22 protein-coding genes are annotated in these 25487 nt (G+C 71.3%); 17 read left to right on the forward strand and 5 right to left on the reverse strand.

Annotation, left to right across the window (positions count from 1 at the left end):
- The first annotated feature begins 65 nt into the window (after positions 1–65).
- From ABD262_RS04860 to ABD262_RS04870, 3 genes are all read left to right on the forward strand, one after another.
- Positions 66–545 (forward strand): cell division protein SepF, encoded by a 480-nt coding sequence (locus ABD262_RS04860; RefSeq protein ID WP_344131990.1) that lies wholly within the window; start codon positions 66–68, stop codon positions 543–545.
- 42 nt (positions 546–587) lie between these two features.
- The gene (locus ABD262_RS04865) at positions 588–878 is read left to right on the forward strand and encodes a YggT family protein (protein ID WP_344131993.1); all 291 of its coding nucleotides are present in this window, start codon (positions 588–590) and stop codon (positions 876–878) included.
- A 167-nt stretch (positions 879–1045) separates the two neighbouring features.
- Positions 1046–2332 carry a DivIVA domain-containing protein gene (locus tag ABD262_RS04870; RefSeq protein WP_344131996.1) on the forward strand — a complete coding sequence of 429 codons (1287 nt, stop codon included), beginning with the start codon at positions 1046–1048 and terminating at the stop codon, positions 2330–2332.
- Between the two features lie 214 nt (positions 2333–2546).
- Here ABD262_RS04870 and ABD262_RS04875 read toward each other — a convergent pair whose 3' ends face one another.
- The gene (locus ABD262_RS04875; protein WP_344131999.1) at positions 2547–2927 is read right to left on the reverse strand and encodes a hypothetical protein; all 381 of its coding nucleotides are present in this window, start codon (positions 2925–2927) and stop codon (positions 2547–2549) included.
- 13 nt (positions 2928–2940) lie between these two features.
- On the opposite strand from ABD262_RS04875, the gene ABD262_RS04880 reads away from it, so the two are divergent.
- From ABD262_RS04880 to ABD262_RS04935, 12 genes are all read left to right on the forward strand, one after another.
- Positions 2941–3441: a TraR/DksA family transcriptional regulator gene (locus ABD262_RS04880; protein WP_344132002.1), complete on the forward strand. Its 501-nt coding sequence runs from the start codon at positions 2941–2943 to the stop codon at positions 3439–3441.
- Entirely contained in the window at positions 3414–3992 is a 579-nt protein-coding gene (locus ABD262_RS04885) for a signal peptidase II (RefSeq protein WP_344132005.1), read from the forward strand. Before ABD262_RS04880 ends, ABD262_RS04885 begins: the two co-directional genes overlap by 28 nt.
- Positions 3993–4000: 8 nt before the next feature.
- Entirely contained in the window at positions 4001–4924 is a 924-nt protein-coding gene (locus ABD262_RS04890) for an RluA family pseudouridine synthase (protein ID WP_344134525.1), read from the forward strand.
- 124 nt (positions 4925–5048) lie between these two features.
- Positions 5049–8645: a DNA polymerase III subunit alpha gene (dnaE, locus tag ABD262_RS04895; RefSeq protein WP_344132008.1), complete on the forward strand. Its 3597-nt coding sequence runs from the start codon at positions 5049–5051 to the stop codon at positions 8643–8645.
- Between the two features lie 21 nt (positions 8646–8666).
- On the forward strand, positions 8667–10811 hold the full coding sequence (locus tag ABD262_RS04900; RefSeq protein ID WP_344132011.1) for a S9 family peptidase: 2145 nt from the start codon (positions 8667–8669) through the stop codon (positions 10809–10811).
- A 109-nt stretch (positions 10812–10920) separates the two neighbouring features.
- Positions 10921–13089 carry an ATP-binding SpoIIE family protein phosphatase gene (locus ABD262_RS04905; RefSeq protein ID WP_344132014.1) on the forward strand — a complete coding sequence of 723 codons (2169 nt, stop codon included), beginning with the start codon at positions 10921–10923 and terminating at the stop codon, positions 13087–13089.
- A gap of 287 nt (positions 13090–13376) precedes the next feature.
- Positions 13377–13568, forward strand: a complete 192-nt coding sequence (locus ABD262_RS04910) for a hypothetical protein (protein WP_344132017.1) — start codon at positions 13377–13379, stop codon at positions 13566–13568.
- A 106-nt stretch (positions 13569–13674) separates the two neighbouring features.
- The gene (locus ABD262_RS04915) at positions 13675–14487 is read left to right on the forward strand and encodes a hypothetical protein (protein ID WP_344132020.1); all 813 of its coding nucleotides are present in this window, start codon (positions 13675–13677) and stop codon (positions 14485–14487) included.
- A gap of 65 nt (positions 14488–14552) precedes the next feature.
- Positions 14553–17306, forward strand: a complete 2754-nt coding sequence (locus ABD262_RS04920; protein WP_344132023.1) for a winged helix-turn-helix domain-containing protein — start codon at positions 14553–14555, stop codon at positions 17304–17306.
- A gap of 138 nt (positions 17307–17444) precedes the next feature.
- Positions 17445–18134 (forward strand): hypothetical protein, encoded by a 690-nt coding sequence (locus ABD262_RS04925; protein WP_344132026.1) that lies wholly within the window; start codon positions 17445–17447, stop codon positions 18132–18134.
- The gene (locus ABD262_RS04930; protein ID WP_344132029.1) at positions 18131–18853 is read left to right on the forward strand and encodes a DUF2306 domain-containing protein; all 723 of its coding nucleotides are present in this window, start codon (positions 18131–18133) and stop codon (positions 18851–18853) included. The genes ABD262_RS04925 and ABD262_RS04930 overlap by 4 nt, the downstream gene beginning before the upstream one ends.
- On the forward strand, positions 18850–19098 hold the full coding sequence (locus ABD262_RS04935; RefSeq protein WP_344132032.1) for a hypothetical protein: 249 nt from the start codon (positions 18850–18852) through the stop codon (positions 19096–19098). The genes ABD262_RS04930 and ABD262_RS04935 overlap by 4 nt, the downstream gene beginning before the upstream one ends.
- Positions 19099–19115: 17 nt before the next feature.
- Here the strand turns inward: ABD262_RS04935 and ABD262_RS04940 are convergent, their stop codons facing one another.
- On the reverse strand, positions 19116–19511 hold the full coding sequence (locus ABD262_RS04940) for an ANTAR domain-containing protein (protein WP_344132035.1): 396 nt from the start codon (positions 19509–19511) through the stop codon (positions 19116–19118).
- 469 nt (positions 19512–19980) lie between these two features.
- Here ABD262_RS04940 and ABD262_RS04945 point away from each other — a divergent pair, with 469 nt between their 5' ends.
- Positions 19981–20307, forward strand: coding sequence for a hypothetical protein (locus tag ABD262_RS04945; protein WP_344132038.1), 327 nt, complete (start codon positions 19981–19983; stop codon positions 20305–20307).
- Positions 20308–20428: 121 nt separating this feature from the next.
- Here the strand turns inward: ABD262_RS04945 and ABD262_RS04950 are convergent, their stop codons facing one another.
- The gene (locus ABD262_RS04950) at positions 20429–23173 is read right to left on the reverse strand and encodes a helix-turn-helix transcriptional regulator (RefSeq protein ID WP_344132041.1); all 2745 of its coding nucleotides are present in this window, start codon (positions 23171–23173) and stop codon (positions 20429–20431) included.
- Between the two features lie 200 nt (positions 23174–23373).
- On the opposite strand from ABD262_RS04950, the gene ABD262_RS04955 reads away from it, so the two are divergent.
- The gene (locus ABD262_RS04955; RefSeq protein WP_344132044.1) at positions 23374–23661 is read left to right on the forward strand and encodes an SHOCT domain-containing protein; all 288 of its coding nucleotides are present in this window, start codon (positions 23374–23376) and stop codon (positions 23659–23661) included.
- A gap of 40 nt (positions 23662–23701) precedes the next feature.
- Here the strand turns inward: ABD262_RS04955 and ABD262_RS04960 are convergent, their stop codons facing one another.
- The gene (locus tag ABD262_RS04960) at positions 23702–24667 is read right to left on the reverse strand and encodes an NAD(P)-dependent alcohol dehydrogenase (protein WP_344132047.1); all 966 of its coding nucleotides are present in this window, start codon (positions 24665–24667) and stop codon (positions 23702–23704) included.
- A 46-nt stretch (positions 24668–24713) separates the two neighbouring features.
- A complete protein-coding gene (locus tag ABD262_RS04965) occupies positions 24714–25478 on the reverse strand; it encodes an HD domain-containing protein (RefSeq protein WP_344132050.1) in 765 nt (254 codons plus the stop codon).
- Positions 25479–25487: the final 9 nt, after the last annotated feature.

Consider the following 25487-nt stretch of genomic DNA (forward strand, 5'->3'; position numbering starts at 1 on the left):
GACGGTGTCCGCCGCACGGGGAAACGCTGACAACGGTAGGCACGCAAACCTAAGGGAGCTCGCACATGGCTGGGGCGCTGCGCAAGACGATGGTGTACCTCGGGCTCGCCGAGGAAGACGAGCGCTACGACGGGTACGACGAGTACGACTACGACGAGCCGGCCCGCACGGAGGCGCCGGTCGAGCGGTCGGCTGCCGTGACGCCGCTGCCGCAGCGCACGCCCGTGGCCCGGGTCGTCCGCGATGTCGAGGTGGGTGCCCTGAACCGCATCACCACGATCCACCCGCGCACCTACAACGAGGCCAAGAACATCGGCGAGAGCTTCCGCGACGGCACTCCCGTCATCATGAACCTCTCCGACATGGACGACTCGGACGCCAAGCGCCTCGTCGACTTCGCCGCGGGTCTCGTGTTCGGCCTGCACGGGCAGATCGAGCGGGTGACCTCGAAGGTCTTCCTCCTCTCGCCGGCCCACGTCGAGGTCTCCGCCGAGGAAGGTCCGGCGGCCCCGACCGCCGCGCGCGGCCTGTTCAACCAGAGCTGACCCGCACAGCGCGCGCCCAGCCCGCCATGGCAGGGTGAGCCCATGCAGCTGCTGGGCGACAACATCATCGCGAGCGTCGTTCGCTTCGCCGTGTTCCTCTTCTTCGTCATCCTGCTGGGGCGTCTGGTCCTCGACTGGGTGCAGGCGTTCGCCCGTGACTGGCGCCCGCGTGGCCCCCTCCTGGTCGTGGCCGAGCTCGTCTACACGATCACGGACCCGCCCCTCAAGGCGCTGCGCCGGGCCATCCCGCCCCTGACCCTCGGCACCCTGCGGCTCGACCTGGCCTTCCTCGTGCTGATGGTCGCCACCTCGCTCCTGATGAGCATCCTCTAGCCGTCGGCTGATCCTCTAGGCTGGCCCTGGCCCAGACTCTGGGATGCTTGACCCGCACTGTTGTTCCGGTGCACCGCTGTACCCCTTGCACTGCCGCTCCAACTGCTGTTCCAACTGCACTGTTGCTTGACCCTGCTCTGCTCATGCCAGCCAACCGAGGTGACTACATGACGCTCACGCCTGAGGACGTCCTCAACAAGAACTTCACGCCGACGCAGTTCCGGCGTGGCTACGACGAGCGCGAGGTCGACGACTTCCTCGACGAGGTGGTCGCCGAGATGCGCCGCATCGTCAAGGAGGGCGACGACCTCCGCGACCAGCTCAACGAGTGCCGCCAGACCAAGGGCATGCCGGCCGTCGCCAAGGCCGATCCCAACGCCGCGGCCGCCAAGGCAGCAGGCGCGAAGGCGGCGGAGGAGGCCGAGGCAAAGGCGAACCGCGAGGCGCAGGACCGTCTCGCCGCGATCGCCGCCAAGGCCGAGGAGGCCGAGAAGGCGGCGCAGGCGCGCATCGCCGCGGCCAATGCGAAGGCCGAGGAAGCCGAGAAGATCGCGCAGGCGCGCGCCGACGAGGCAGAGCAGGCCGCCCAGGGCCGGATCTCCGACACGGAGAAGGACGCGCAGGAGCGCGCCAAGTCCGTGGAGGCCCGCGCCAAGGAGGCGGAGGAGCGTGCCGCGGCAGCGGAGCAGCGCCTCGCCGAGGCCCAGCAGCAGGCAGAGGAGGTCCAGCGCCAGGCCGAGGAGGCCAAGCGCCAGGCCGACGAGGCCCGCCAGCGGGCCGAAGAGGCCCAGCGCGTCACCGCCGAGCAGGTCGCGGCCGCCAAGGCGGCCCAGGAGCAGGCGGCCCAGGCCGCCCAGCAGCACGCGGCCCAACAGGAGTCGGTTCCGGCCGAGCAGGCCAGCCCGGTGGCCGTCGGTGCGGCCGCAGCAGGTGGGGGTGCCAGTGCGGCAGCCCTGCTCGAGATGGCCCAGCGACTGCACGACGAGCACGTCGGCCAGGGTGAGTCCACCCGTGACCGCCTCATCGCCGAGGCGCAGGCTCGCCACGACGAGCTGGTCGGCGAGGGACAGAACAAGCACGACGAGCTCCTGTCGGTCGGCCAGAACCGTCACGACGAGCTGCTCGCCACCGCCCAGCACCGCCACGACGAGCTGATCAGCGAGGCGACGACCAAGCACGAGCAGCTGATCACCGAGGCTCGCGAGCGGTCGACGGGGATGGTCCACGAGGCGCAGCAGAAGAAGGCGCAGATCCTCGAGGAGCTCTCCCGCGAGCGCAACCTGCTCGAGAAGAAGATCGACGAGCTGCGCACCTTCGAGCGCGACTACCGCGCCCGGCTCAAGAACTACATCGAGGAGCAGCTCGCCGACCTCGAGCAGACCGGGGTGGAGCCCGCGGAGGCCGGCGACGACGAGTCGCAGGGTGACGAGGAGCAGCACTCCGACCAGCAGTAGTCGGCCGGTCGGAGTCTGGCAGCAGGGTTTGACCCAGGGCGCTCACCGCATCGCGGTGGGCGCCCTGCGTCGTCCCCGGCAGCCGCTGCTGCAACGGATTCGGTACCAAAGGCGTTTTGCCGTTGAGTACCGGGCGTCCAGCGCTTATCCTCACCGCACCTGTGAGCGCTCGTCTAGGAGCGCCATGCGACCGAGGGGCCGGGCACACCATGGTTCAAAAGGCGAGAGCCGCATCGAAGTCTGCATCTGCGAGCAAGGCTTCCAGTATCACCCGGACCGCCCCCGCCAAGAAGACAGCGCCGGCCAAGAAGGCTGCACCCGCCAAGAAGACAGCGCCGGCCAAGAAGGCTGCACCCGCCACGAAGGCCGCGCCGGCCAAGAAGGCCGCACCCGCCACGAAGGCCGCGCCGGCCACGAAGGCAACGCCTGTGAAGAAGGCTGCACCGGCGAAGAAGGCAGCGCCCGCCACGAAGGCGGCATCCGTGAAGAAGACCGCACCGGCGAAGAAGACCGCACCGGCGAAGAAGACCGCACCGGCGAAGAAGGCAGCGCCGGCGAAGAAGGCAGCGCCGGCGAAGAAGGCAGCGCCCGCCACGAAGGCGGCATCCGTGAAGAAGACCGCACCGGCGAAGAAGGCAGCGCCGGCCGCCAAGGCCGCCCCCGCCAGCAAGTCCGCCCCCGCGAAGCGGACCAGCGCAGCCACCAAGGCCGCCCCGCGGTCGCTGCGGGTCCGCGACGACGAGTCGCCCTGGACCGCCAAGGAGCTGCGCGAGATCCGCACCGAGATCGAGGCGGACGTCGCGCACCTGCGCCAGGAGATCACCGTGGCGGAGGCCGACCTCGTCGGGTTGATGCGCGACGCCGGTGACGGCGCCGGTGACGACCAGGCGGACGCGGGCGCCAAGACCTTCGAGCGGGAGCAGGAGATCTCGCTGGCCAACAACGCCCGCGAGATGCTCGAGCAGAACCTCCACGCCATCGAGCGCCTCGACAACGGCACCTACGGGATCTGCGAGTCCTGCGGCAACCCCATCGGCAAACTTCGCCTTCAGGCCGCTCCTCGTGCGACCCTATGCGTGACATGCAAGACGAAGCAGGAGCGCCGCTGATCGCGGCCGACGAATCCCCCTCCACCCCCCAGCCCCCCACCGACCGCCGCGGGCTGTTCACCCTGCTCGTGGGCTCGGCCGTCGTGGCCTACGTCCTCGACCAGGCCACGAAGGCCTGGGCGCTGTCCGCCCTCGACGTCGGGTCGCCCGTCAACGTGGTCGGCGAGCTCATCCGGCTCAACCTGATCCGCAACGCCGGCGCCGCCTTCTCGATCGGTGACAACGCCACCTGGGTGCTGACCCTGATCGCCTTCGGCGTGCTCGTGGTCATCATCCGCACCGCGCGCCGGATCGGCAGCCGTGGCTGGGCGTGGGCGCTCGGCCTCCTCCTCGGCGGCTCGCTGGGCAACCTCACCGACCGGATGACCCGAGAGCCGGGCCCCGGTCGGGGCCACGTCGTGGACTTCATCGACTACTTCGGCTTGTTCATCGGCAACGTCGCCGACATCGCCATCGTCGGCGCCGCCCTGCTGATCGGGCTGCTGGCCCTGCGCGGCATCGGTGTCGACGGCCGGCGCCCCCACCACGGACGACACGAGGCCGCAGAATGAGCGATTCCCTGACCGACGCCAGGACCCTGTTCGTCCCCGACGGCCTCGAGGGGGAGCGGGTCGACGCGGCGCTGGCCCGCCTGTTCGGGGTCTCCCGGACGAAGGCCGCCGACCTGGCCTCCGCCGGAGACGTGCAGGTCAACCACAAGCAGGCCGGCAAGTCCGACCGGGTCAGTGCCGGTGACCTCCTCGAGGTCGCGCTGCCGGCCAGCGAGCAGAGCCCGACCCTCAAGGTGATCGCCGAGCCAGTGCCGGGGATGAGCATCATCCACGACGACGACGACCTCGTCGTCGTCGACAAGCCGGTGGGGGTCGCGGCCCACCCGAGCGTCGGCTGGACCGGCCCGACCGTCGTGGGCGGGCTGGCCGCCGCCGGCTACCGGATCGCGACGAGTGGGGCCAGCGAGCGGCAGGGGATCGTCTCCCGGCTCGATGTCGGCACCAGTGGCCTGATGGTGGTCGCCAAGTCCGAGTACGCCTACAGCGTCCTCAAGCAGGCCTTCCGCAGCCGCTCCGTCGACAAGAAGTACCACGCGCTGGTCCAGGGCCTGCCCGACCCCGTGGTGGGCACGATCGACGCCCCCATCGGTCGCCACCCCAACCACGACTACAAGTTCGCGGTGATGGAGAAGGGCAAGCCGAGCGTCACCCACTACGAGGTGATCGAGGCCTTCCGGGCGGTCTCCCTGCTCGACATCCACCTCGAGACCGGCCGCACCCACCAGATCCGGGTGCACTTCTCGGCGCTGCACCACCCCTGCGCCGGCGACCTCACCTACGGCGCCGACCCGAAGCTGGCCGCCCGGCTGGGCCTGGAGCGCCAGTGGCTGCACGCCGTGGGGCTGGGGTTCGAGCACCCGGGCACGGGGAAGTACGTCACCTTCGAGAGTCCCTACCCGCCGGACCTCGCGCAGGCGCTCGACCGGCTCTGAGCCGTCCGCGAGGACGGGTGAGGTATGCCGCGTGGCCGGCTGCGCGGCATACCACGCGCCTCATCCGTCACAGGCAGGCGCGTCCCTTAGGTCTCGTCAGACCACCGACCTAAGATCACTTCTGATGTCCCCCCAGATCGCCTCCGGCACCTCCAGCAGCGACTCGTTCGTCCACCTCCACGTGCACACCGAGTACTCCATGCTCGACGGCGCGGCGCGGATCGGTGACCTGTTCACCAAGGCGGCCGAGATGGGGATGCCCGCCCTGGCGACGACCGACCACGGCTACGTCTTCGGCGCCTACGAGTTCTGGAAGAAGGCCCAGGGCACGGGGGTCAAGCCGATCATCGGGGTCGAGGCCTACGTCACGCCCGGCACCCACCGCACCGACAAGACGAGGGTCAAGTGGGGTGAGGACCACCAGTCCGGCGACGACGTCTCCGGGTCCGGCGCCTACACCCACATGACCCTGCTGGCCCGCAACAACAACGGCCTGCACAACCTCTTCCGGCTCGACTCGCAGGCCAGCCTCGACCAGGTCTACGCCAAGTGGCCGCGGATCGACCGCGAGCTGCTCGGCCAGTACGGCCAGGGGCTCATCGCGACCACCGGCTGCCCCTCCGGGGAGGTGCAGACCCGGCTGCGGCTGGGCCAGTACCGCGAGGCGCTGCAGGCGGCCTCCGACTTCCGCGACATCTTCGGCAAGGACTACTACTTCGCCGAGCTGATGGACCACGGCCTCGACATCGAGCGACGCGTCCAGAAGGACCTGCTGCGCCTGGCCCGCGAGCTGGGGCTGCCGCTCGTGGCGACCAACGACCTCCACTACACGACGAGGGAGGACGCCAAGGCCCACTCGGCGCTGCTGTGCGTGCAGTCCGGATCGACCCTGATGGACCCCAACCGGTTCAAGTTCGACGCCGACGACTTCTACCTCAAGAGCCCGGCCGAGATGCGCCACACCTGGCGCGAGCTGCCCGAGGCGTGCGACAACACCCTGCTCATCGCGGAGATGTGCGACATCTCGTTCACGGAGGGGGAGGGCCGCTACATGCCGCGGTTCCCCTGCCCGCCGGGGGAGAGCGAGGAGTCGTGGTTCGTCAAGGAGGTCCAGAAGGGCCTCGTCGAGCGCTTCCCGGGTGGCGTGCCCGAGTACGCGACCAAGCAGGCGAAGTTCGAGACCGACGTCATCGTCTCCAAGGGGTACCCGGGCTACTTCCTCGTCGTCGCCGACTTCATCAACTGGGCCAAGGAGAACGGCATCCGGGTCGGCCCCGGTCGTGGGTCCGGTGCCGGGTCGATGTGCGCCTACGCCATGAAGATCACCGACCTCGACCCGATCCCGCACGGGCTCATCTTCGAGCGGTTCCTCAACCCCGAGCGCATGTCGATGCCCGACTTCGACGTCGACTTCGACGAGCGCCGACGCGGCGAGGTCATCAAGTACGTCACCGAGAAGTACGGCGCCGACCGGGTCGCGCAGATCGTCACCTACGGCACCATCAAGGCCAAGCAGGCCGTCAAGGACGCCGCCCGCGTGATGGGCCACCCGTTCGTGGTGGGGGAGCAGCTCACCAAGGCGATGCCCCCGGACGTCATGGGCAAGGGCGTGCCGCTGGCCGAGATCTACAACAAGGAGCACAAGCGCTACAACGAGGGCGGCGACTTCCGCGCCCTCGTCGAGACCGAGCCGCACTTCAAGGAGATCGTCGACACCGCGCTCGGGCTCGAGGGGCTGAAGCGGCAGTGGGGGGTGCACGCCGCCGGCGTCATCATGTCGAGCGAGCCCCTCATCGACGTCATCCCGATCATGCGGCGGCTGCAGGACGGCCAGGTCATCACCCAGTTCGACTACCCGAGCTGCGAGTCGCTCGGCCTGGTCAAGATGGACTTCCTCGGGCTGCGCAACCTCACCATCCTCGACGACGCCATCGACAACGTGAAGGCCAACCGCGGCGAGGACATCGACCTCGACGCGCTGTCGAAGGACATGACCGACAAGGCGACCTTCGAGCTGCTGTCGCGCGGTGACACCCTCGGCGTCTTCCAGCTCGACGGCGGCGGCATGCGCACCCTGCTCAAGCTGATGCAGCCCGACAACTTCGAGGACATCTCCGCGGCCCTCGCGCTCTACCGACCCGGCCCGATGGGCGTCAACGCCCACACCAACTTCGCGCTGCGCAAGAACGGCAAGCAGGAGCTCACCCCGCTCGACCCCCAGCTGGCCGGCAAGCTCCAGCAGGAGATGGTCGACGCGCTCCTGCCGATCCTCGGCACCACCTACGGCCTGGTGATCTACCAGGAGCAGGTCATGGAGATCGCCCAGAAGCTGGCGGGCTACACCCTCGGCAACGCCGACCTGCTGCGCCGGGCGATGGGCAAGAAGAAGAAGGAGGTCCTCGACGCCGAGTACGTCCCCTTCTCCGAGGGGATGAAGGCCAAGGGCTTCAACGAAGCCTCGATCGCGGCGCTGTGGGGCGTCCTGGTCCCGTTCTCCGACTACGCGTTCAACAAGGCCCACACCGCCGCCTACGGCCTGGTCTCCTACTGGACCGGCTACCTCAAGGCCAACTACCCGGCCGAGTACATGGCCGCCCTGCTGACCAGCGTCGGCGACGACAAGGACAAGTCGGCGCTCTACCTCGGCGAGTGCCGTCGGATGGGCATCAAGGTCCTGCCCCCTGACGTCAACGACTCGGTGGCCCGGTTCGCGGCGGTCGGCACCGACATCCGGTTCGGCATGCAGGCGATCCGCAACGTCGGCCACAACGTCGTCGAGGCGATCGTGGCCGCGCGCGAGGAGAAGGGCCGGTTCACCTCGTTCAAGGACTTCCTGTCCAAGTGCCCGGCCGTGGTCTGCAACAAGCGCACCATCGAGTCGCTGATCAAGGCCGGCGCCTTCGACGGGCTGCAGGAGTCACGTCAGGGCCTCTACCGCGTCCACGAGGACTTCGTGGACAACTTCGTCGACATCAAGCGGCAGGAGGCGATCGGCCAGGACTCGCTCTTCGGCTCGTTCGGCGACGACGCGGCCGGCGAGTCGGTCGACTTCTCGGTGCTGCCGGCCATCCCCGGCGTCGAGTGGGACAAGAAGACGCTGCTGCAGTTCGAGCGCGAGATGCTCGGCCTCTACGTCTCCGACCACCCCCTGTTCGGCATCGAGCACGTGCTCAGCTCCCATGCCGACACCTCGATCGCGAGCCTGATGGGCGAGGACGGCAAGCCCGAGGGGGCCAACGTCACGATCGCGGGGCTGATCACCGGCCTCCAGGTCAAGCGCACCAAGAAGGGCGACCTCTGGGCGATCGTCACCGTCGAGGACCTCGAGGGTGCGATCGAGTGCCTGTTCTTCCCCAGCGCCTACCTCACCGTCCAGCACGCGCTGACCCACGACGCGGTCGTCGTGGTGAAGGGGCGGGTCAACCGGCGCGACGACACCCCCACGATCTTCGCGTCCGACCTGACCCTGCCCGACATCTCCGAGGGGCCACGCGGGCCGGTCGTCGTCACCATCGACACCAACCGGGCCACCCAGACCAAGGTCGAGGAGCTCAAGTCGGTGCTCTCCTCCCACCCCGGCTCCACCGAGGTGCACGTGCGGCTGAGCCAGCCGGGCCGGTCGGTCCTGATGAAGCTCGAGGACTCCTACCGGGTCAACGCGACCGAGGCGCTGTTCGGCGACCTCAAGGTGATCCTCGGGCCGCGCTGCCTTGCGGGCTGACCCACCACGTAAGGTGCGAGCGTGACCACGCCTGAGGCAACCCTGCCGACCCCACCCGTCGCCGAGCGCCGCGAGACCGTGCGCGAGCACCACGGCGACGTGGTCGTCGACCCCTTCGAGTGGCTGCGCGACAAGGACGACCCGGCGGTGCGGGCCCACCTCGAGGCCGAGAACGCCTACGCCGAGGCCGTGACGGCCGATCTCGGGCCGCTGCGCGAGGCGATCTTCGAGGAGATCCGCTCGCGCACCCAGGAGACCGACCTGTCGGTGCCGGTGGCGAGCGGGGCCTGGTGGTACTACTCGCGCAGCTTCGAGGGAGCCCAGTACTCGGTCGAGTGCCGCACCCCCCGCGTCGAGGGCGAGCCGCGGCCGATGCCGGCGGCCGACGTCGTGGTGGAGGGCGAGCAGGTCCTGCTCGACGCCAACGAGGAGGCCAAGGGCCACGAGTTCTTCGCGCTCGGCGCCCTCACGGTCAGTCCCGACCACCACCTCCTCGCGTATGCCGTGGACACCGAGGGCGACGAACGGTTCTCCTTGCGGGTCAAGGACCTTCGCACCGGTGAGATCATCGACACGGCAGTCGACCGGGTCGGTTACGGCTGCGTGTTCTCGCTCGACGGAAAGTACGTCTTCTACACGCGGGTCGACGAGACCTGGCGGCCACATCAGGTCTGGCGCCACCAGGTCGGCACGTCCGTGGAGGGCGACGTGCTCGTCCACCAGGAGGACGACGAGCGGTTCTGGATGGGCGTCGGATCGTCCCGCGACGACCGGTGGGTGATGATCGGGCTCGGGTCCAAGACGACGTCGGAGGTCCGGATCCTCGATGCCGCCGACCCCACCGGCGAGTTCCGGGTCGTGGCACCGCGACGCGAAGGAGTCGAGTACGACGTCGAGCCGGCTGGCGACCGGCTCCTCATCGTGCACAACGCCGACTCCCTCGACTCCGACCTGGCCTGGGCTCCGATCGACGCCACCTCCGCCGACCAGTGGCAGACGCTGATGCGGTCGCAGCCGGGTGAGCGCTTCCAGGGGATCGACGCGTTCGACGAGGTCGCCGTGCTGTCCCTGCGCCGTGACGGTCTCACCGCGCTCCGGGTCCTGGACCGCGACGCCTCCCAGCCCTCGGGTTTCGGCGACCACCACGACCTCGAGTTCGACGAGCCGGTCTACTCGGTCGGCCTCGGCGACAACCCCGAGAGCGCCACGACCCGGGTCCAGGTCGTGTTCGAGTCGATGGTGACGCCCAAGACGGTCTTCGACTACGACGTGACGACCCGCGAGTTCGAGCTGCTCAAGCGCCAGCCGGTGCTGGGCGGCTACGACCCCTCGCAGTACCAGCAGCGTCGTGAGTGGGCGACCGCTGAGGACGGCACCCGGATCCCGATGTCGCTGGTCTTCCCGGCCGGCTCCGAGCCGGACGGCAGCCACCCGGGCCTGCTCGGCGCCTACGGCTCCTACGAGATCTCGTCAGACCCCTACTTCTCGGTGGCTCGGCTGTCCCTGCTCGAACGCGGCTTCGTCTACGCCATCGCCCACGTCCGCGGTGGCGGTGAGCTGGGTCGGTCCTGGTACGACCAGGGCAAGCTCAACGCCAAGGTGAACACCTTCACCGACTTCGTCACCTGCGCCGCACACCTGGTCGACAGTGGCTGGGTGGCATCGGATCGGCTTGTGGCAGAAGGAGGTTCGGCCGGTGGTCTGCTCATCGGCGCGGCCATCAACCTCGCGCCGGAGCGGTTCCGCGCGGTCCACGCGGCAGTGCCGTTCGTCGACGCCCTCACCACCATCCTCGACCCGGCGCTGCCGCTGACCGTCGTGGAGTGGGAGGAGTGGGGCAACCCGCTGGCCGACGCGGAGGTCTACGCCTACATGAAGGCGTACTCGCCGTACGAGAACGTGCGCGACGCGGCATACCCGGCGGTGCTCGCCACGACGTCACTGAACGACACGCGGGTGTTCTTCACCGAGCCCGCCAAGTGGGTCGCCCGGCTGCGCGAGCACACCACGAGCGACCCGACGGAGCGACCCATCCTCCTGCGCACCGAGATGGTCGCGGGCCACGGCGGCAAGAGTGGGCGGTACGACTCGTGGCGCCAGGTGGCTTGGGAGTGGGCCTTCCTGGTCGACCAGGCGCAGGCCCGCGAGAAGATCTCTCACGATTGAGTGCGGTTTGACCGTGTTCTACGTTAGGTCGGGGCCATACCCTTTCGGATAGGGCGAACCGCTTTCGGATCGAGGAGCGGCCAGGGAGCGGCGGACAGAGGCGGACTGCGTGGGTGAGGGCCGGACGCGAGAGGCACGACGCCTCGCTGCGCACAGCGACTGGTCGGCGACGCCGCTCGGTCCGCGCTCCCAGTGGCCGACCCAGCTCGAGGCCGCGTGGGAGATCGCACTCGAGTGCCCGCTGCCGGTGGCCCTTCTGTGCGGGGCCGACTTGACGATGCTCTACAACGACGCCTTCCGGGAGCTGCTCGGCAGCAAGCACCCGTCGGCCTTCGGCCAGTCGGCCCGCAAGGTCGTGGCCGAGGTCTGGGACGACCCCAAGGTCGGGCCCCTGCTCGAGCGGGCCTTCAGCGAGGCCGAGCCGTTCCTCGACGAAGGGGTCGAGCTGCGCCTCGACCGGGGTCGTGGTGGTGACGTCGGCCACCGCGCGGGGGCCGGCGCCATGGACACCGGCGACGTCGGCTACTACCTGCGGAGCGGTTCTCCGGTGATGGGGTCCGACGGTGAGGTCCTGGCGGTGCTGCACGTCGTCGTCGAGACCACGAACGCCATCGGCCGGGCGCGGGCCGTCGCCAAGCTGGCCGCCATGCTGGCCGTCGCAGTCACGGTCGACGACGTGTGCAAGGTGGTGCTGCGCCAGGCCATGGTGGCCTTCGACGGCCTCTCGGTCTCGATCTGCCTGCCGTCGCCCTCGCCGTCGTCATGGCGGATGGCCCGCCGCCACCGCATCGAGCAGCTGTCCCCCGACGAGGAACGCTTGCCGCTGATCTGGTCCGAGCTCGGCGAGGACATGGCCGCCCTCATCGCCCAGGCCATCGGCCGGGGCGAGCCGTACCTCTCGGACAACGGCGAGATCGTGGCCGTCCCGTTCCGCACCGGCGGGAGCCAGGCCGCCCTGGTCGTCCAGCGTGAGGCGTCACCGGTGCCGCACGACGTGGTGGCGGTGCTGGCGCCGTTCCGGGAGCTGGTGGGTGACGCCCTCGGCCGAGCCGTCGTCTACGACGCCGAGCGCACCACCGCCGAGCTGCTCCAGCGGACCCTGTTGCCGCCGAACCTGCCGCAGTCCGACGCGATCAGCATCGCCGCGCGCTACGAGCCGGTCTCGGAGGGGACCGTGGCCGGTGGCGACTTCTACGACTCGTTCTTCCTGCCCGACGGGCGGTTGGCCATCGTCATCGGCGACGTCGTCGGCCGCGGGGTCATGGCGGCGACCGTGATGGGTCAGGTCCGCGCTGCCGTCCGCGGGGCGGCCCTGACCAACAGCGACCCGGCGTCCGTGATGGCCGCGCTCGACCGGGTGGTCTGGGACCTCGACGCGTTGTGGCCGGCGTCGATGCCGCTGGGCAGCCCTCGGGCCCGGCCGGGCATGGCGTTCGGCGGCGAGCTCTTCGTGACCATGCTCTACGGCGCGGTCGACCCTGCCACCGGCGAGGTGGTGCTGGCCAGCGCCGGCCACCCGCTGCCCGCGCTGCTGTTCGGGAGGGCCTCGCGGCACGACGGTCGCCCGCGCGGCAGGCTGCTCGAGATGCCGGTCGGTCCGCCGCTCGGGATCGAGGGCGTGCGACCGGCCCACCACCTCACGCTGGGGATCGGCGACATGCTCGTCGGGTTCACCGACGGCCTGCTCGAACGGCGCGGGGAGGCCTTCGACGAGGGCGAGGACCGTCTCCTCGCAGTCCTGGCCGACCTGCCACCCGGCAGCCCCCGCAGCGTGGCGCACCACATCATCGACGCCATGCTGCAGGCCTCCGGCCAGGAGGACGACTGCGCGGTGATCGCGGTCGGCCGCTCCCCGGAAGGGCACCGCAGGTCTGCGATCGTGGTGCCCCCGATGCCCGAGTCCGTGCGCGCGGCCCGTGACTGGGCGCGGGAGCAGCTGACCGACTGGAAGGTCGGAGACGGCGACCAGCACACCATCGTGACCGGGATCTCCGAGCTCATCACCAACGCCGTCCTCCATGCCGGCACCGAGTCGCACCTCACCATGGACCTCGACACCGGGATCGTGGCCGTCACCGTCGCCGACAGTGGCAACCGTGGGGAGCCGCTGCTCACCGGGGCCGACACCATGGCGGTGCGGGGGCGGGGGCTGTCCCTCGTGAAGGCCATCGCCGACGCCTTCGGGGCGCACCGCACCTCAGCGGGCACCACGGTGTGGTTCGAGGTCGCGGTGGACCGGGTGGAAGCCGGCGCGGCGACCGGCGGTTGGACGACCTGACCGCCGCGGCCCGCGCAGACTGCTGCCCGTCGGCGCCGACCCGGCGCTGACCGGCGCTGACCTCTGCTGATCTGCGCGAATCGGTGGCCGTGCCCGACTCGCCCGGTTTCGCCCCGGGCTGTCCGGTCAGCCGTTCGGCCAGTCCTCGCTGACCAACGAATGAGACGCACTGCTGCGGCGCGCCACCACCGCCTCGGGTCCGGCATCGTCCATGCTGCGCGTCAGAAGACGGCACAGTCGCCGATCGGCCCCCACGATCGGCTTGGGCACAGAAGGGCCGGATCTGTATGTGGCAGCAGCTGCTCGATCGCTTCGTCCCCCTTATGGAGGGTGACGCCTCCGCACTCGACCAGCGCGACGGGGTGGGTGCCTCGATCGGACTGGTCTCGGCCGCCCAGACCCGCAGCGCCGACACCCCGCTCACCACGAGCCGCGGTCGCACCGCCTTCGAAGGCTCCGTCAGCCCGCTGACCTCCTGACCGACCCGGCCGGGTCGCGTCGAGCCTGATTGCTTTCGAGCCGGCCGCGCTGCAGGGTGGTGGCACCCGTGGGCAACCCGCTGCCCACCGTCCGACGGAGAGTGCCATGGGCTTCCTCGACCGACTGCTCGGCCGCGAGCCGCTCCAGACCCAGGGCGGGTATGCCGGTCCAGCGCCATCGCCCAGCCCCGCACCCTCGGCGTCTGGACCCGCAGCCTCGGCGCCGGCGTCCGAGGACGACCGCGCCATCGCGCGCTACCGCTACCTCCTGCGCACCGCGCCACCGGAGTCGCTGGAGCAGGTGCACGCCGAGGCGTTCGCCCGCCTGACCCCCGAGCAGCGCCAGCAGGTGCTGGCAGAGCTGTCGGCGGGGCTGCCGGCCGGCGAGGCCGCGCCCACCGCAGACCCGCAGTCGATGGCCAGGGCGGCGACCCGTGCCGAGCTGCGGCAGCCCGGCTACCTCGAGCAGACCTTCAGCCGCGGCCGGTTCGGCGGCGGCATGGTCGGCGGCGGGATGGGGATGGGCGGCACGATCATGGGCTCGATGATGGGCACCATCGCCGGAGTCGTCATCGGCTCCGCCATCGCCGACTCGTTGTTCGACGGCTACGACTCCTCGCCCGAGGCGGCCCAGGCAGGGGACTCGGCGACTGCGTCCGACGGCGCCGACGGGTCCGGGTCGGACGGGTCGGGTTCGGACGGGTCGGGGGCGGACGGGTCCGGCGCTGAGGGTGCCGACGCAGGCGGTGCGGCAGCTGCTGACTCGACCGGCGACGTCGGCGCGGCGGACGCCGGCTACGACGCGGGTGGCTTCGACTCCGGTGGCTTCGACTCCGGTGGCTTCGACTCCGGTGGCTTCGGTGGCGGCGACTTCGGCGGTGGCGGCGACTTCGGTGGCGGCGACATGGGCGGCTTCTGAGGCACTAGCGTGGGCCGGGCAACGCCACGCATCGGTCGGTGGTGCACCTCGGAACGGGGAGGCACGTGGCACGTCCGCTGATCGGGACCAAGCTCTACGTCCCTCGGCCACGGCACGGTCTGGTGGCTCGGCCCAGGCTGCTGGACGTCCTGCGTGCGGGGGAGCAGGCGCGACTGACCCTGGTGTCCGCCCCTGCCGGGTTCGGCAAGACGACCCTGTTGGCCGACTGGGCACAGCGCACGGCCACCACCGGGCGAGCGGTCGCCTGGGTCTCGCTGGACCCGTCGGACAACGAGCCCGCGTCGTTCTGGAGCTATGTGGCGGCCGCCCTGCAGCGCACGGTGCCGGGTCTCGACCCCGACGCGCTGGAGCGCATCGAGTCGGGGTCGGTGTCGCCGGAAGGGATGCTGACCCCGTTGCTGAACGGTCTCGGCGCGGCGCCGGACGAGGTGTGGCTCGTGCTGGACGACTACCACGTGGTCGTCGACCCGGACGTCCGCAGGGGAGTGACGTTCTTCCTCGAGCACCTGCCGGCGAACGTCCACGTCCTGGTCAGCACGCGCGCCGACCCCGACCTGCCCCTGCCGCGCTGGCGGGTCCGGGGTGAGCTGGTCGAGGTACGCGCCTCCGACCTTCGATTCAGGCTCGACGAGACGACGGCATACCTCAACGCCGTTGCGGGTCTGGGACTCGCCGCCTCCGACGTGGCCTCGCTCGAGCACCGCACCGAGGGATGGATCGCCGCGCTCCAGCTCGCGGCGGTGTCGATCCGGGGGCGCACCGACCCGAGTGGCTTCGTCGCTCGCTTCGCCGGCACGGATCGCTACGTCGTCGACTACCTCGTCGAGGAGGTCCTGGCCCACCAGCCCGAGCACGTCCGCGAGTTCCTGCTGCAGACCGCGGTGGTGGACCGCCTCACCGGACCACTGTGCGATGTGCTCACGGGTCGCACCGATGGCGAGCGGGTCCTCGAGGACCTGGAGCGAGCCAACCTGTTCCTGGTCCCGCTCGACGACGACCGGCGCTGGTGGCGCTACCACCACCTCTTCGCCGACGTCCTGAAGGCGCACCTGCTGGCCGACCGGGCCGAGCTGGTGCCGCTGCTCCACCGGCGGGCCAGCCACTGGTACGAGGAGCAGGGCCTGGTCGACGAGGCAGTGCGGCACGCCTTGGACGCCCGCGACTTCGACCGCGCGGCATACCTCATGGAGCTGGCGGTGCCGGCGATCCGGCGACACCGCCGCGAGGCCCTGCTGCTCGGCTGGCTCAGGGAGCTGCCCGATGCGACGGTCCGGCGCAGCCCGGTGCTCAGCGTGTTCTACGGCTACCTGCTGATGGTCTCCGGCGACCTCGGGGCGGTCGAGGAGCGGTTCGACGACGCCGAGCGGGCCCTCGCCGCCGGCCCCGACCCGTCCACTCCGTGGGCGGACACCGATGACCTGCGCACCCTGCCCGCGACGATCTCGGTGCACCGCGCCGCCATCGCCCAGGCACACGGAGACGTGGCCGGCACCGTCGCCCACGCCACCCGCGCCCTCGAGCTGGCCGGCCCCCAGGACCACCTCGCGCGCGGCGGCGCAGCGGGCTTCCTGGGGCTCGCGGCCTGGGCGAAGGGTGACGTGCTGGCGGCCTTCGACACGTTCACCGACGCCGTGGCCAGCCTGCACGCGGCCGGCAACCTGGTCGACGAGCTCACCAGCACCGTGGTGCTCGCCGACCTGCTGGTCGCCGCGGGCCGCCCGGGTGCGGCCCGCCGCCGGTACGAGCAAGCCCTGGCCGTGGCCGAGGCCCACGGGGCACCGGTCGCCCGGGCCGCGGCCATCCTGCACGTGGGACTCGGCGAGCTGGAGTGCGACGCGGGCGATGTCGACGCGGCTACGCGGCACCTGGACGCGGCGACCGCCCTGGCCGAACGGGCGCCGATGACCGAGAGCCTGCACCGGTGGTTCGTGGCGAGGGGCCGGGTGGCAGCCGCACGCGGCGACCTGCTGGAGGCCGTCGGGCTCCTGACCGAGGCGGAGGAGGCCTACCGCCCTGGTTTCTTCCCCGACGTCCGTCCCATCGCGTCGATCAGGGCGCGGGTGCTGATCGCGGCTGGGGATCTCTCGCAGGCCGAGCGCTGGGCGGAGGCCCGAGGGGTGTCGACCGAGGACGGGCCCGACTACCTGCGCGAGCACGACCACCTGACCTTGTCGCGGCTGCTGGTCGCTCGGCACCGCGCCCACCCCGACCCCGGCTCGCTGGACGCCGCGCTCGGCCTCTTGCAGAGGCTGTCCGACGAGGCCCGGGGCCACGCGCGAAACGGCAGCCTCCTCGAGATCGGTCTGCTCACTGCGGTGGTCGCCGACGCGGCAGGCGACCGCGACGCTGCGGTGGGCCACCTTGCCCAGGTGCTGGCCGACGCCCCCGAACCAGAGGGCTACGCGCGGCTCTTCCTCGACGAAGGCCCTCCGATGACCGAGCTGCTCGGTGTCGTCGAACAGCTCGGTGCGGTCAGACCTCTGGAAGCCGCATGGTGGGGGACCGCCGCGGCGCAGGCTCGGCTCATCCTCGGGCGCGGGGGAGCGCACGTGAGAGGGCGCGTCGGTGGAGGGGGCATCGGTGGAGGGCAGGTGCGCCCGGCGGCCGAGCTGCTGAGCGAGCGGGAGCTCCAGGTGCTGCGGCTGCTCGACACCGAGCTGACCGGACCGCAGATCGCCCGCGAGCTGTTCGTGTCGCACAACACGCTGCGCACCCACACCAAGCACATCTTCACCAAGCTCGACGTCAACACCCGGCGAGCAGCCGTCCGCCGGGCCCGGGAACAGGGACTCCTCTAGCGGCTCCGGTCGGGTCCCTGGTCGAGGTCGAATCACCCCTCTGGTCACATCGTCGGGTGACGCCCGGTCACCCTGCCGGCTCCTACCTTCGGGTCATCCCCACGGCAGCCCGCCGAGGGCCTCGACCCAGGAGCAGTCATGACCATCACCACCACCAAGCTCGTCCGAGCCGCCGGCCTCTGCGCCGTGGTTGCCGGCCTGTTGTTCATCGCCGTCCAGATCAAGCACCCTCCGATCGACGTCGCCTTCGTCTCCACGACCGAGTGGAAGCTGCGCCAGGGCGCGAAGGTGCTGATGGCCGTGCTGTCGCTGGCCGGCATCACCGGGATGTACCTGCGCCAGGTGAAGCAGACGCGAGTGCTCGGCCTGCTCGGCTACGTCCTCTTCAGCGTCGGTTACCTCCTCATGCTCGGCCTCGAGATCGTGGGCCTGGTCGTCCTGCCCTCCATCGCCGACACCTCGCCGGGCTACGTCGCCGACGTGGTCGCAGCGGCCACGAACGGCAAGCCGGTCGGTGACATCGGGCTGATGGGGCCGCTCAGCACGGCCAACGGCGTGACCTACCTGCTCGGTGGCTTCCTCTTCGGAGTGGCCCTCTTCCGCGCCAACGTCCTGGCCAGGTGGGCTGCCGTCGTCCTGTCCGCGGGCACCGTCGCGACGATCGCGATCCCCATCGTGCCGCAGGTGAACTTCAGGCTCTTCGCCCTCCCCATCGGCGTCGCCATGGTCGGGCTCGGCTACTCGTTGTGGCGCGAAGGCCGTAGCTCGGCGACTCGCCCCGCAGCGACCAGCACCATCGCACGGCACGACCTGGCCGGCGCCAAGTGAGCCTGCGTCCGCAGGCGGCAACCACCCGGTCGACCACGCCGACCGGGTGGGTGCCCTACGCGCTGGTGGCGCTGAGCGGCATACCGGCCGTCGCGGGCACCCTGCGCCTCGTGGAGGTGTTCGGTGGTCCCCAGGTCCTGCCGCACAACGCTCGCATCTCCGGGTCACCTGCGCCGGTCGTGGTGCACATCGTCAGCGTCATCCCGTATGCCGTCCTCGGCGCCTTCCAGTTCTCTGCCCGGCTGCGTCGTCGCCGGCCGCGCTGGCACCGGGCGGCCGGGCGCGCGCTGGTCGGGCTCGGGCTCGCCGTGGCCTTCTCGGGTCTGTGGATGACGCTGTTCTACCCCCGCCAGGACGACACCGGTGTCCTCGCCTACCTCCTGCGACTGGCTGCCGGGACGGGCATGGCTGCCAGCATCACGCTCGGCTTCGCGGCGATCCGGCGCGCCGACATCGCCACCCACCAGGCCTGGATGACGCGGGCCTACGCGATCGCGCTCGGGGCAGGCACCCAGACCTTCACCCTCGGTCTCGCCCACGCCGTCCTCGGCCACCGGTCCCCGTCGACCGATCTCGGTCTCGGGGCCGGGTGGGCGATCAACCTCCTGGTCGCGGAGCTGGTCATCCGCCGTAGCAGGAGGCCGCGTCAGGCTGGCAGGAGTCGCCGCGGTCTGCTCGCGCACGCGGACGGTGGGGTCGTTCGGGTGGGGTCGCCATGACCTCACCCGAGCGCCGACCACCGCGCACCGGCTACCGGCTCCGGGTCGACGGGCACCTCGGGGCGCACTGGGCTGCGTCGTTCAACGGCTTCACGGTGACCCACGAGCCGGACGGCACCTCCGTCCTGACCGGGCAGGTCGCCGACCAGGCCGAGCTGCACGGGTTGCTGGACCGGGTCCGCGACCTCGGCCTGACGTTGGTCGGGGTGGAGGCCGCGCAAGCACCGACCGACGGTGCGACCTGACAGCAGTGAGAAGCGGGTCAGGGGAGGGGCAGGCTCGCGGCACTCCCCGCGTCCACCACCTCGTGGGCGACGTCGTTCAGCTTGCGGTTGGTGTGCTGGCTGACCCGGCTCAGGATCTCGAACGCCGCGACCTCACCCACCTTGAGGTCCGCCATGACGATGCCGATGGCCGCACCGATCTTCCGCGACGACCGCAACGCCTGACCGAGGTGCGCGGCATGCTCCTCGTGCCACAGCCCCTCGGCCCGCAGCCTGGCGATCAGCCGGCCGTCCACGGCGTGCCGATCCTCGTGGGCGGCCTCCCGGCTCGCGGCCTCCTCGGCCTGGGTGTCGGGCAGGTCGAGGTCCGCGTCCTCGCGGTCCAGGGTGTCCCCGGACGCGTCGCGCTGTCCCCGTGACTCGTGCTCGTTCATGCCCTGGACCTCACCCATCGCCGCGCGGACGCTCGGCTCACCGTCACGTCCCCTTCAACCCAGCATCTCCCAGGCGGGAAGGCCACTTCTTGACCGGGAGACACGGTAGAAGGAAGGTCAACGTTTGACAAACGTGTGACGTCGTCCGACGCCCCGGGTCGGCGGCGCCCTCGCCTCGACCGGTGGCCGACCCCTGATGGGGTCCGGGATCGTCCCTCTGGGGCCGGGCGCGGCAGTGGGACCTTGGTCCTGCGGACGCGAGCGGGTCGGTGGGTACCTTTGACGCAGGTCACCGGCAGAACGGCGGTCGACCTGGAACGGCCCCAGACCCCGGCGCCGAGCTCCCGCTTTCCCTCGACGTGGAGACCGATGTGTTCCCTGCCCAGAATGCTTGTCCTTTCCCCACCGGCCCCGGAGCCTGCTCCGAGGCCTCCGACACGGCTCCGCGCCTCGCAGACGGGATGCGGTCGTGACGGTGCCGACGATGCTCTCCGCCCCGGACCCTCAGATGGAGACGCCGGCGCACCCGGGGCAGCAGGTCCGCCCGGACGGAAAGCCGGCCGAGCTGGGCCCCGCTGAGGTCCGGTCCAGACTGTGTCGCATCCGCAGTGAGGTCTCGGCGCTGGCTCCGGTCCGCGACACCCCGCTCGGCGAGAAGCTCCTGCACGACCTCGATGAGGTCATCGAGAGCGCTGGTCAGGTGGACCCTGGCCCAGTGGGCGCCATGGAGTACGAGAGCCGACCCGTGGCGGCGCTTCCCAGCGGCCCGGACTACCCGGCGACGACCCACCGCTGACTCCGCTCGTCCGGGGGGTCGAGCGAGTCAGGCGGTGCGGGGGAGAGGCGAACGCGGGCCCAGGGGGGGCAGGGCCCGCGTTCGCGAGCTGATGACCCGAGGATCCCGTGCCGCGAGCTCGTCATCCGAGGTCGAGCTGGGCGAGCTCGGTGCGCGAGCTGACCCCGACCTTGGCGAACACGTTGCGCAGGTGGAAGGCGACGGTCCGGGGAGACACCCAGCACTGGGCAGCGACGTCCTTGTTGGACAGCCCTGTGCTGACCAGCCGGGCGACCTTGAGCTCCATCGGCGTCAGGTCCAACAGGGTGGACGGGTCGCGCTTGCGGGCTGTCTCGCCCGACGCGCGCAGCTCCTGGGTGGCGCGGTCGAGCAGTGGCGTTGCCCCGAGGTCGGCGAAGGTCTCCAAGGCCGCCCTCAGGTGGGTGCGGGCGTCCACCCGGCGGTTGGTGCGGCGGAGGAACTCGCCGAAGGCGAGCTGAGCGCGCGCCAGGTCGTAGGGGCGTGCCGCGCGCTGGTAGTGGCCGACCGCTCGCTCGAATGCCGCGGTGGCCTCGGTGGCGTCCGGCGTCGTGAGCGCACGACCCAGCTCGACGGCGCCGAGGGCCCAGGGATGACCGGTCCCGCTGGCGAACGGTCTGAGCTCCTCGACCCACGCCACGGCCTGGGTTGGGTCGCCGGCGCGGACAGCCGCTTCGAGCCGGTCGACGGCGGCGAGCCGGTGCAGGGCCGGGACCCGCATCCCGGAGAGGTGGTGCAGTGCCCCGGGCGCGTCACCCTGCGCGGCGGCCTGGGCGCCCTTGGACCACCGGGTGACGTCGTGGACCGGACCGGTCATGATCCCCATGGGATACCTGGCCGCCAGGTCCTCGAGCACGGCGAGGCGGTGGTCGACGTCGCCCCCGGAGAGGGCTGCCAGCAAGGTCAGCGCGGCCAGTGGGGCGGCGGTGAGGGTGGGCTGGCCGACGTTGCGGGCCAACGTCAGGGCTTCGTCGGCGGAGCTGCGCACGAGGGTCCAGGGGCCGGTGGGGAGCTGGGCGAACATGAGGCGTTCCAGCGCGTAGATGACGACCATGCCGGCCCCCGCCTCACGCGCTGTGGAGACCATGGCGGAGTAGGAGGACCGGGCGCCCTCGTCGTGCCCGAGGTGCAGCGCGGCGTTGCCGAGGTTGCCCATCACGTCCAGGTCCTCGACGCCTAGCCCGGCCTCCAGGGCTTGCGCAAGGGCGTGTGCCGCGCGGGCCCAGTCCTGGTCACCCGACGCGGTCAGGGTGTTCAGCAACAGGCGCAGACAGGTGGTGCGCGGGGTGTCGGCACCCGTGGCGGTCAGCAGGCGGTCCAGGACCTCCGCGCCCAGGGTTGCCCCGCTGTCGGCGCCGTAGGTGCGGTTCAGCGCGGCTGCGCACGCCATCTCCAGGGCACGACCGGTGTCGTGGTCGGCGACGGTGCGGGCGGCGTTCGTGAAGATGCGGTGGGCGTCGACCGCGGAGCCGACGTTGATCTCGATGCGGGCGCGAAGGCGGTCGATGTCGGCTCGCTGCAACGGATCTGACGCGAGCTCACGCGCAGCGGCTGCCAGGGTACGGGCCCGGACGGCCTGCCCGGCCGCCCACGCGGTGCGCCCGGCGCCGAAGAGTCGCGTGGCACGGTCCGCGTCCCGCACCGTCAGTGCGGCGGAGCGCTCGAAGGCTTCGGCGGCGGCGAGGTGGCCGCCGCGCTGCTCGGCCCTGGCCGCCACGTCGTTGAGGGCATCGGCGACCCGGTCGTCGGGTCCGTCGGCGGCTGCCGCGCGGTGCCAGGTGGCCCGGTCGGAGTCGTATGGCGCCAGCGCGTCCGCGAGCGCGCGGTGCGCCTGCCGTTGTTCGAAGCTGGTGGCCGCCTGGTAGACGGCCGAACGCACCAGCGGGTGCCGCACCGTGACGCTGTCGCCGGTGACGGTCAGCAGGTCCGACCGTTCGGCGTCCTGCCACGCGGTGCCGTCGACACCGAGGGCGACGGCTGCCTGCCGGACGGTGGCAACCCGTCCGGTGGAGTCGGCGGCTGCGACGAGCAGGAGCGTCTGCACCTGTTCGGGCAGGCGGCGGCACCGGTCCAGGAAGGCGCGTTCGACCCCGGCCGTCAGGGCCAGCTGGTGGGGCAGCGGCGCGTCACCGTGCAGCTGCTCCGGGCTCAACCCCGTGGGTAGCTCGAGCAGGGCCAGGGGGTTGCCGCCGGTGTCGCGGACGAGGCGCTGTGCCACCTCACCCGGTAGGGGGTCACCACCGCGTTCGTCGAGGAGCTGACGCGCCGCAGTGTCGTCGAGTCCCCCGACCTCCAGCACGGGCAGCCCCGGCGGCGCGAAGGCCTGCCCGGCCGCGTCACCGGTCCGGGCGGCGAACACCATGGCTACCGGGTCCGCGGCCAGCTGACGGGCCGCGAACAACAAGGCGTCAGCAGAGGCCGAGTCGAGCCAGTGTGCGTCGTCGATGACGCACAACAGGGGCCGGTCGGGGTCGGCGGCATCGGTCAGCACGGACAGGGTGGCGACCCCCACCAGGAACGGTTCGAGGGAGGGTCCCTCCTCGAGGCCGAACGCGATCCGCAGAGCCCGCGCCTGGGGCGGGGGGAGGCGGTCGAGCTCGGTGACGGGGCGCAACAGGCGGTACAACGCGGCATACGGCAGCGGCGACTCGGACTCCACACCCGCCGTGCGCAGCACCCGGAGCTGTCCACCGGCACGATGCTGTTCGCCGGTGACCAGGTCGCGCAGGAGGGCGGTCTTGCCGACGCCGGGCTCACCGAGCACGACGAGCACGGCACCGGTCCCGGCGCGAGCCTGCTCCACGAGCGCGGCAAGGCGCGCACGTTCGGGCTCGCGGCCGTGTAGCACGAGCCGACCGTACCCCTGCCCCCGCCGGCGCCACTCGGCATCCTGACGTATCCCCGGCCCCGGCGCGCAGGTGCCGGCTCAGCCCGGGTGGGACTCCGCCGGGCTCGGAGACGCGGGCCCTTCGTCCCTGCCGCACCATGCAGGGGGCGGCGAAGGTGGTGACAAGCCCTGTGGGGCATGGAGCAGGAAGGTGGCTCGTGATGATGTACGACAACGCCGGCTGGGGCTGGTGGTTCATGGGTGCGATGGTCTTGGTCGTGGTCCTCATCGTCGTTGCGGTGACGGTGGCGGTCGTCCTCGCAGCGCGCCCGCAGCCGACCCACGGGGCAACGCCGACCCAACCGGGGCCCCCGACGAGTGCCGGGTGGGCCGCGCCGCCCTCGGCGGCCGCCTTGGAGGCGCTTGACGTGCGGTTCGCGCGCGGTGAGGTCGACGAGGAGACGTACCGCCGCAGTCGTGACCTGCTGACCCGTCCTCCCGGCAGCTGAGCGCGGTCCGGGTGGCGGTGCCCAGGCCACCCGGCGAAGTTCAGACCGTGAGCACGAGCCGGCCAGGTGAGGACGATTTCTCAAGTGCCGCAACGGCATTCGCCGCGTCGACGAGCGGGTGGCTACGGGTACGGGGTGGCTGCACCGTCCCCTCGGCGATGAGGTCGTTCAGGTGCTGGAGGGTCTCGGTGTCCTCCTTGGCGACGAACGTGCGCAGCGACTGGCTGACGAACGGGCTGAGCAGCATCGCGGCGAGCTGTCGTTGGGTGCCCCCGATCCACCGGTCGCCTTCGCCGCCGACGATGACCAGCCGGCCTCGCGGTGACAGCGCCCGGCGCACTCGTCGCACCGGCGTGCGCCCGAACACGTCCACGATGACGTCGAAGGAGTGGCTCCCGTCGGCGAAGTCCTCGCGGGTGTAGTCGATCGCGTGGTCGGCGCCGAGGGAGAGAGCGTCCTGCTGGTGGCGGGGTCCGGTGACCCCGGTCACCTCGGCTCCGGCCGCCTTGGCCGCCTGGACCACGATGCTGCCGACGGCTCCGGTGGCGCCCAGCACGAGGACGTGGTCGCCGGGCTGCACCCGACCGTGGTCACGGACTGCCTGCAGTGCCGCGTATGCCGCGTAGGGCAGCACCGCGGCCTCCTCGAAGGTGAGCCCCGCGGGCTTGTGGGCCATCTTGGTGGGGGAGGCAACGGCATACTCGGCATAGGTGCCGCGGGTGGCGCCGTAGACCTCGTCGCCGACGGCGAAGCCGGTCACGTTCGACCCGAGGGCCTCGATGCGTCCGGCGAAGCTGACGCCGGGGACGCGCACCCTGGGGGTGCGTAGCCCGGTGCCGAGCCGCATCAGGTACGGCTGTCCGGTCATGAAGTGCAGTGCGCCGCGGTCCACGCCGGCGGCGACGACACGGACGAGCACGGTGTCCTCGCCCACCTCGGGGCGGTCGATGTCGTCGTACCGCAGCGAGGAGGCGTCGCCGTAGTGGTCTTGCACGATGGCCTTCATGTCATGGGTCCTTTGCGAGTGGGTCGGGCTGGTGGAGGGACGGGGTTCAGTCATCGAAGGGAGCGAGGGCGATGGCGGCAGTGAAGGCGCCGTAGCGACGGAGGAGGCGGGCGCGGCCTCGGGGGACACGGGCTGCTTCCTCGGCCCACGCGTGGGTGAAGTACGTCTTGAAACCGTCGCGGGGGTGGTCGCGAACGGCGGCGGTGAGGGTGGCTGCGGGCAGCTGCCAGCTGCGCACGCCCGCGACGTCGACACCGGCTCCGGCGGCGAGAAGGTACGCGACCGGTCCGGCGTCGCGGGCCACCCTTGGGTTGTGGTGCATGGTGATGGCGGTCTGCAGGGTGTCGGCGGCGGCGGTGGACAGGCCGACCGCTTCGGCGACGTCGAGGGCGGCGCGAGCCGAGCTGAGCGTGAAGTCGTCGCGTCCGGTGGTCGTGACCAGGCCGACGTCGTGCAGTAGCGCGGCTGCGTAGAGGAGCTCGTCGTCGACGTCGACACCCTCCAGCTCGCCGATCGTGCGCCCGAAGACGTAGGTGCGGTGGCTGTGGTTGAGCAGGGGCGCGGGCAGGACCTTGGTGGCGGCGCCGGTGGCTGCGCGGGTCAGGGCCGAGCTCGGGGGGACGAGCCGGGCAGGAGGGACGTAGGCGTTCCGGCCGGGGTTGAGGTGCACCAGCAGGCCGAGGCGACCGACGGCGTTGGTGGCATGGGCGCGGGCGAGGTCGACGATGAGCCGGCGCGTCTCCGCGGGGGCGAGATGGCCGCCGGTGCGCATCGTCCAGTCGTGCGATCCCACTCGGGTGTCGGCGTTCATGTGGCACTT

The organism is Pedococcus bigeumensis, from assembly GCF_039531795.1.
Classification (GTDB): Bacteria; Actinomycetota; Actinomycetes; order Actinomycetales; family Dermatophilaceae; genus Pedococcus; species Pedococcus bigeumensis.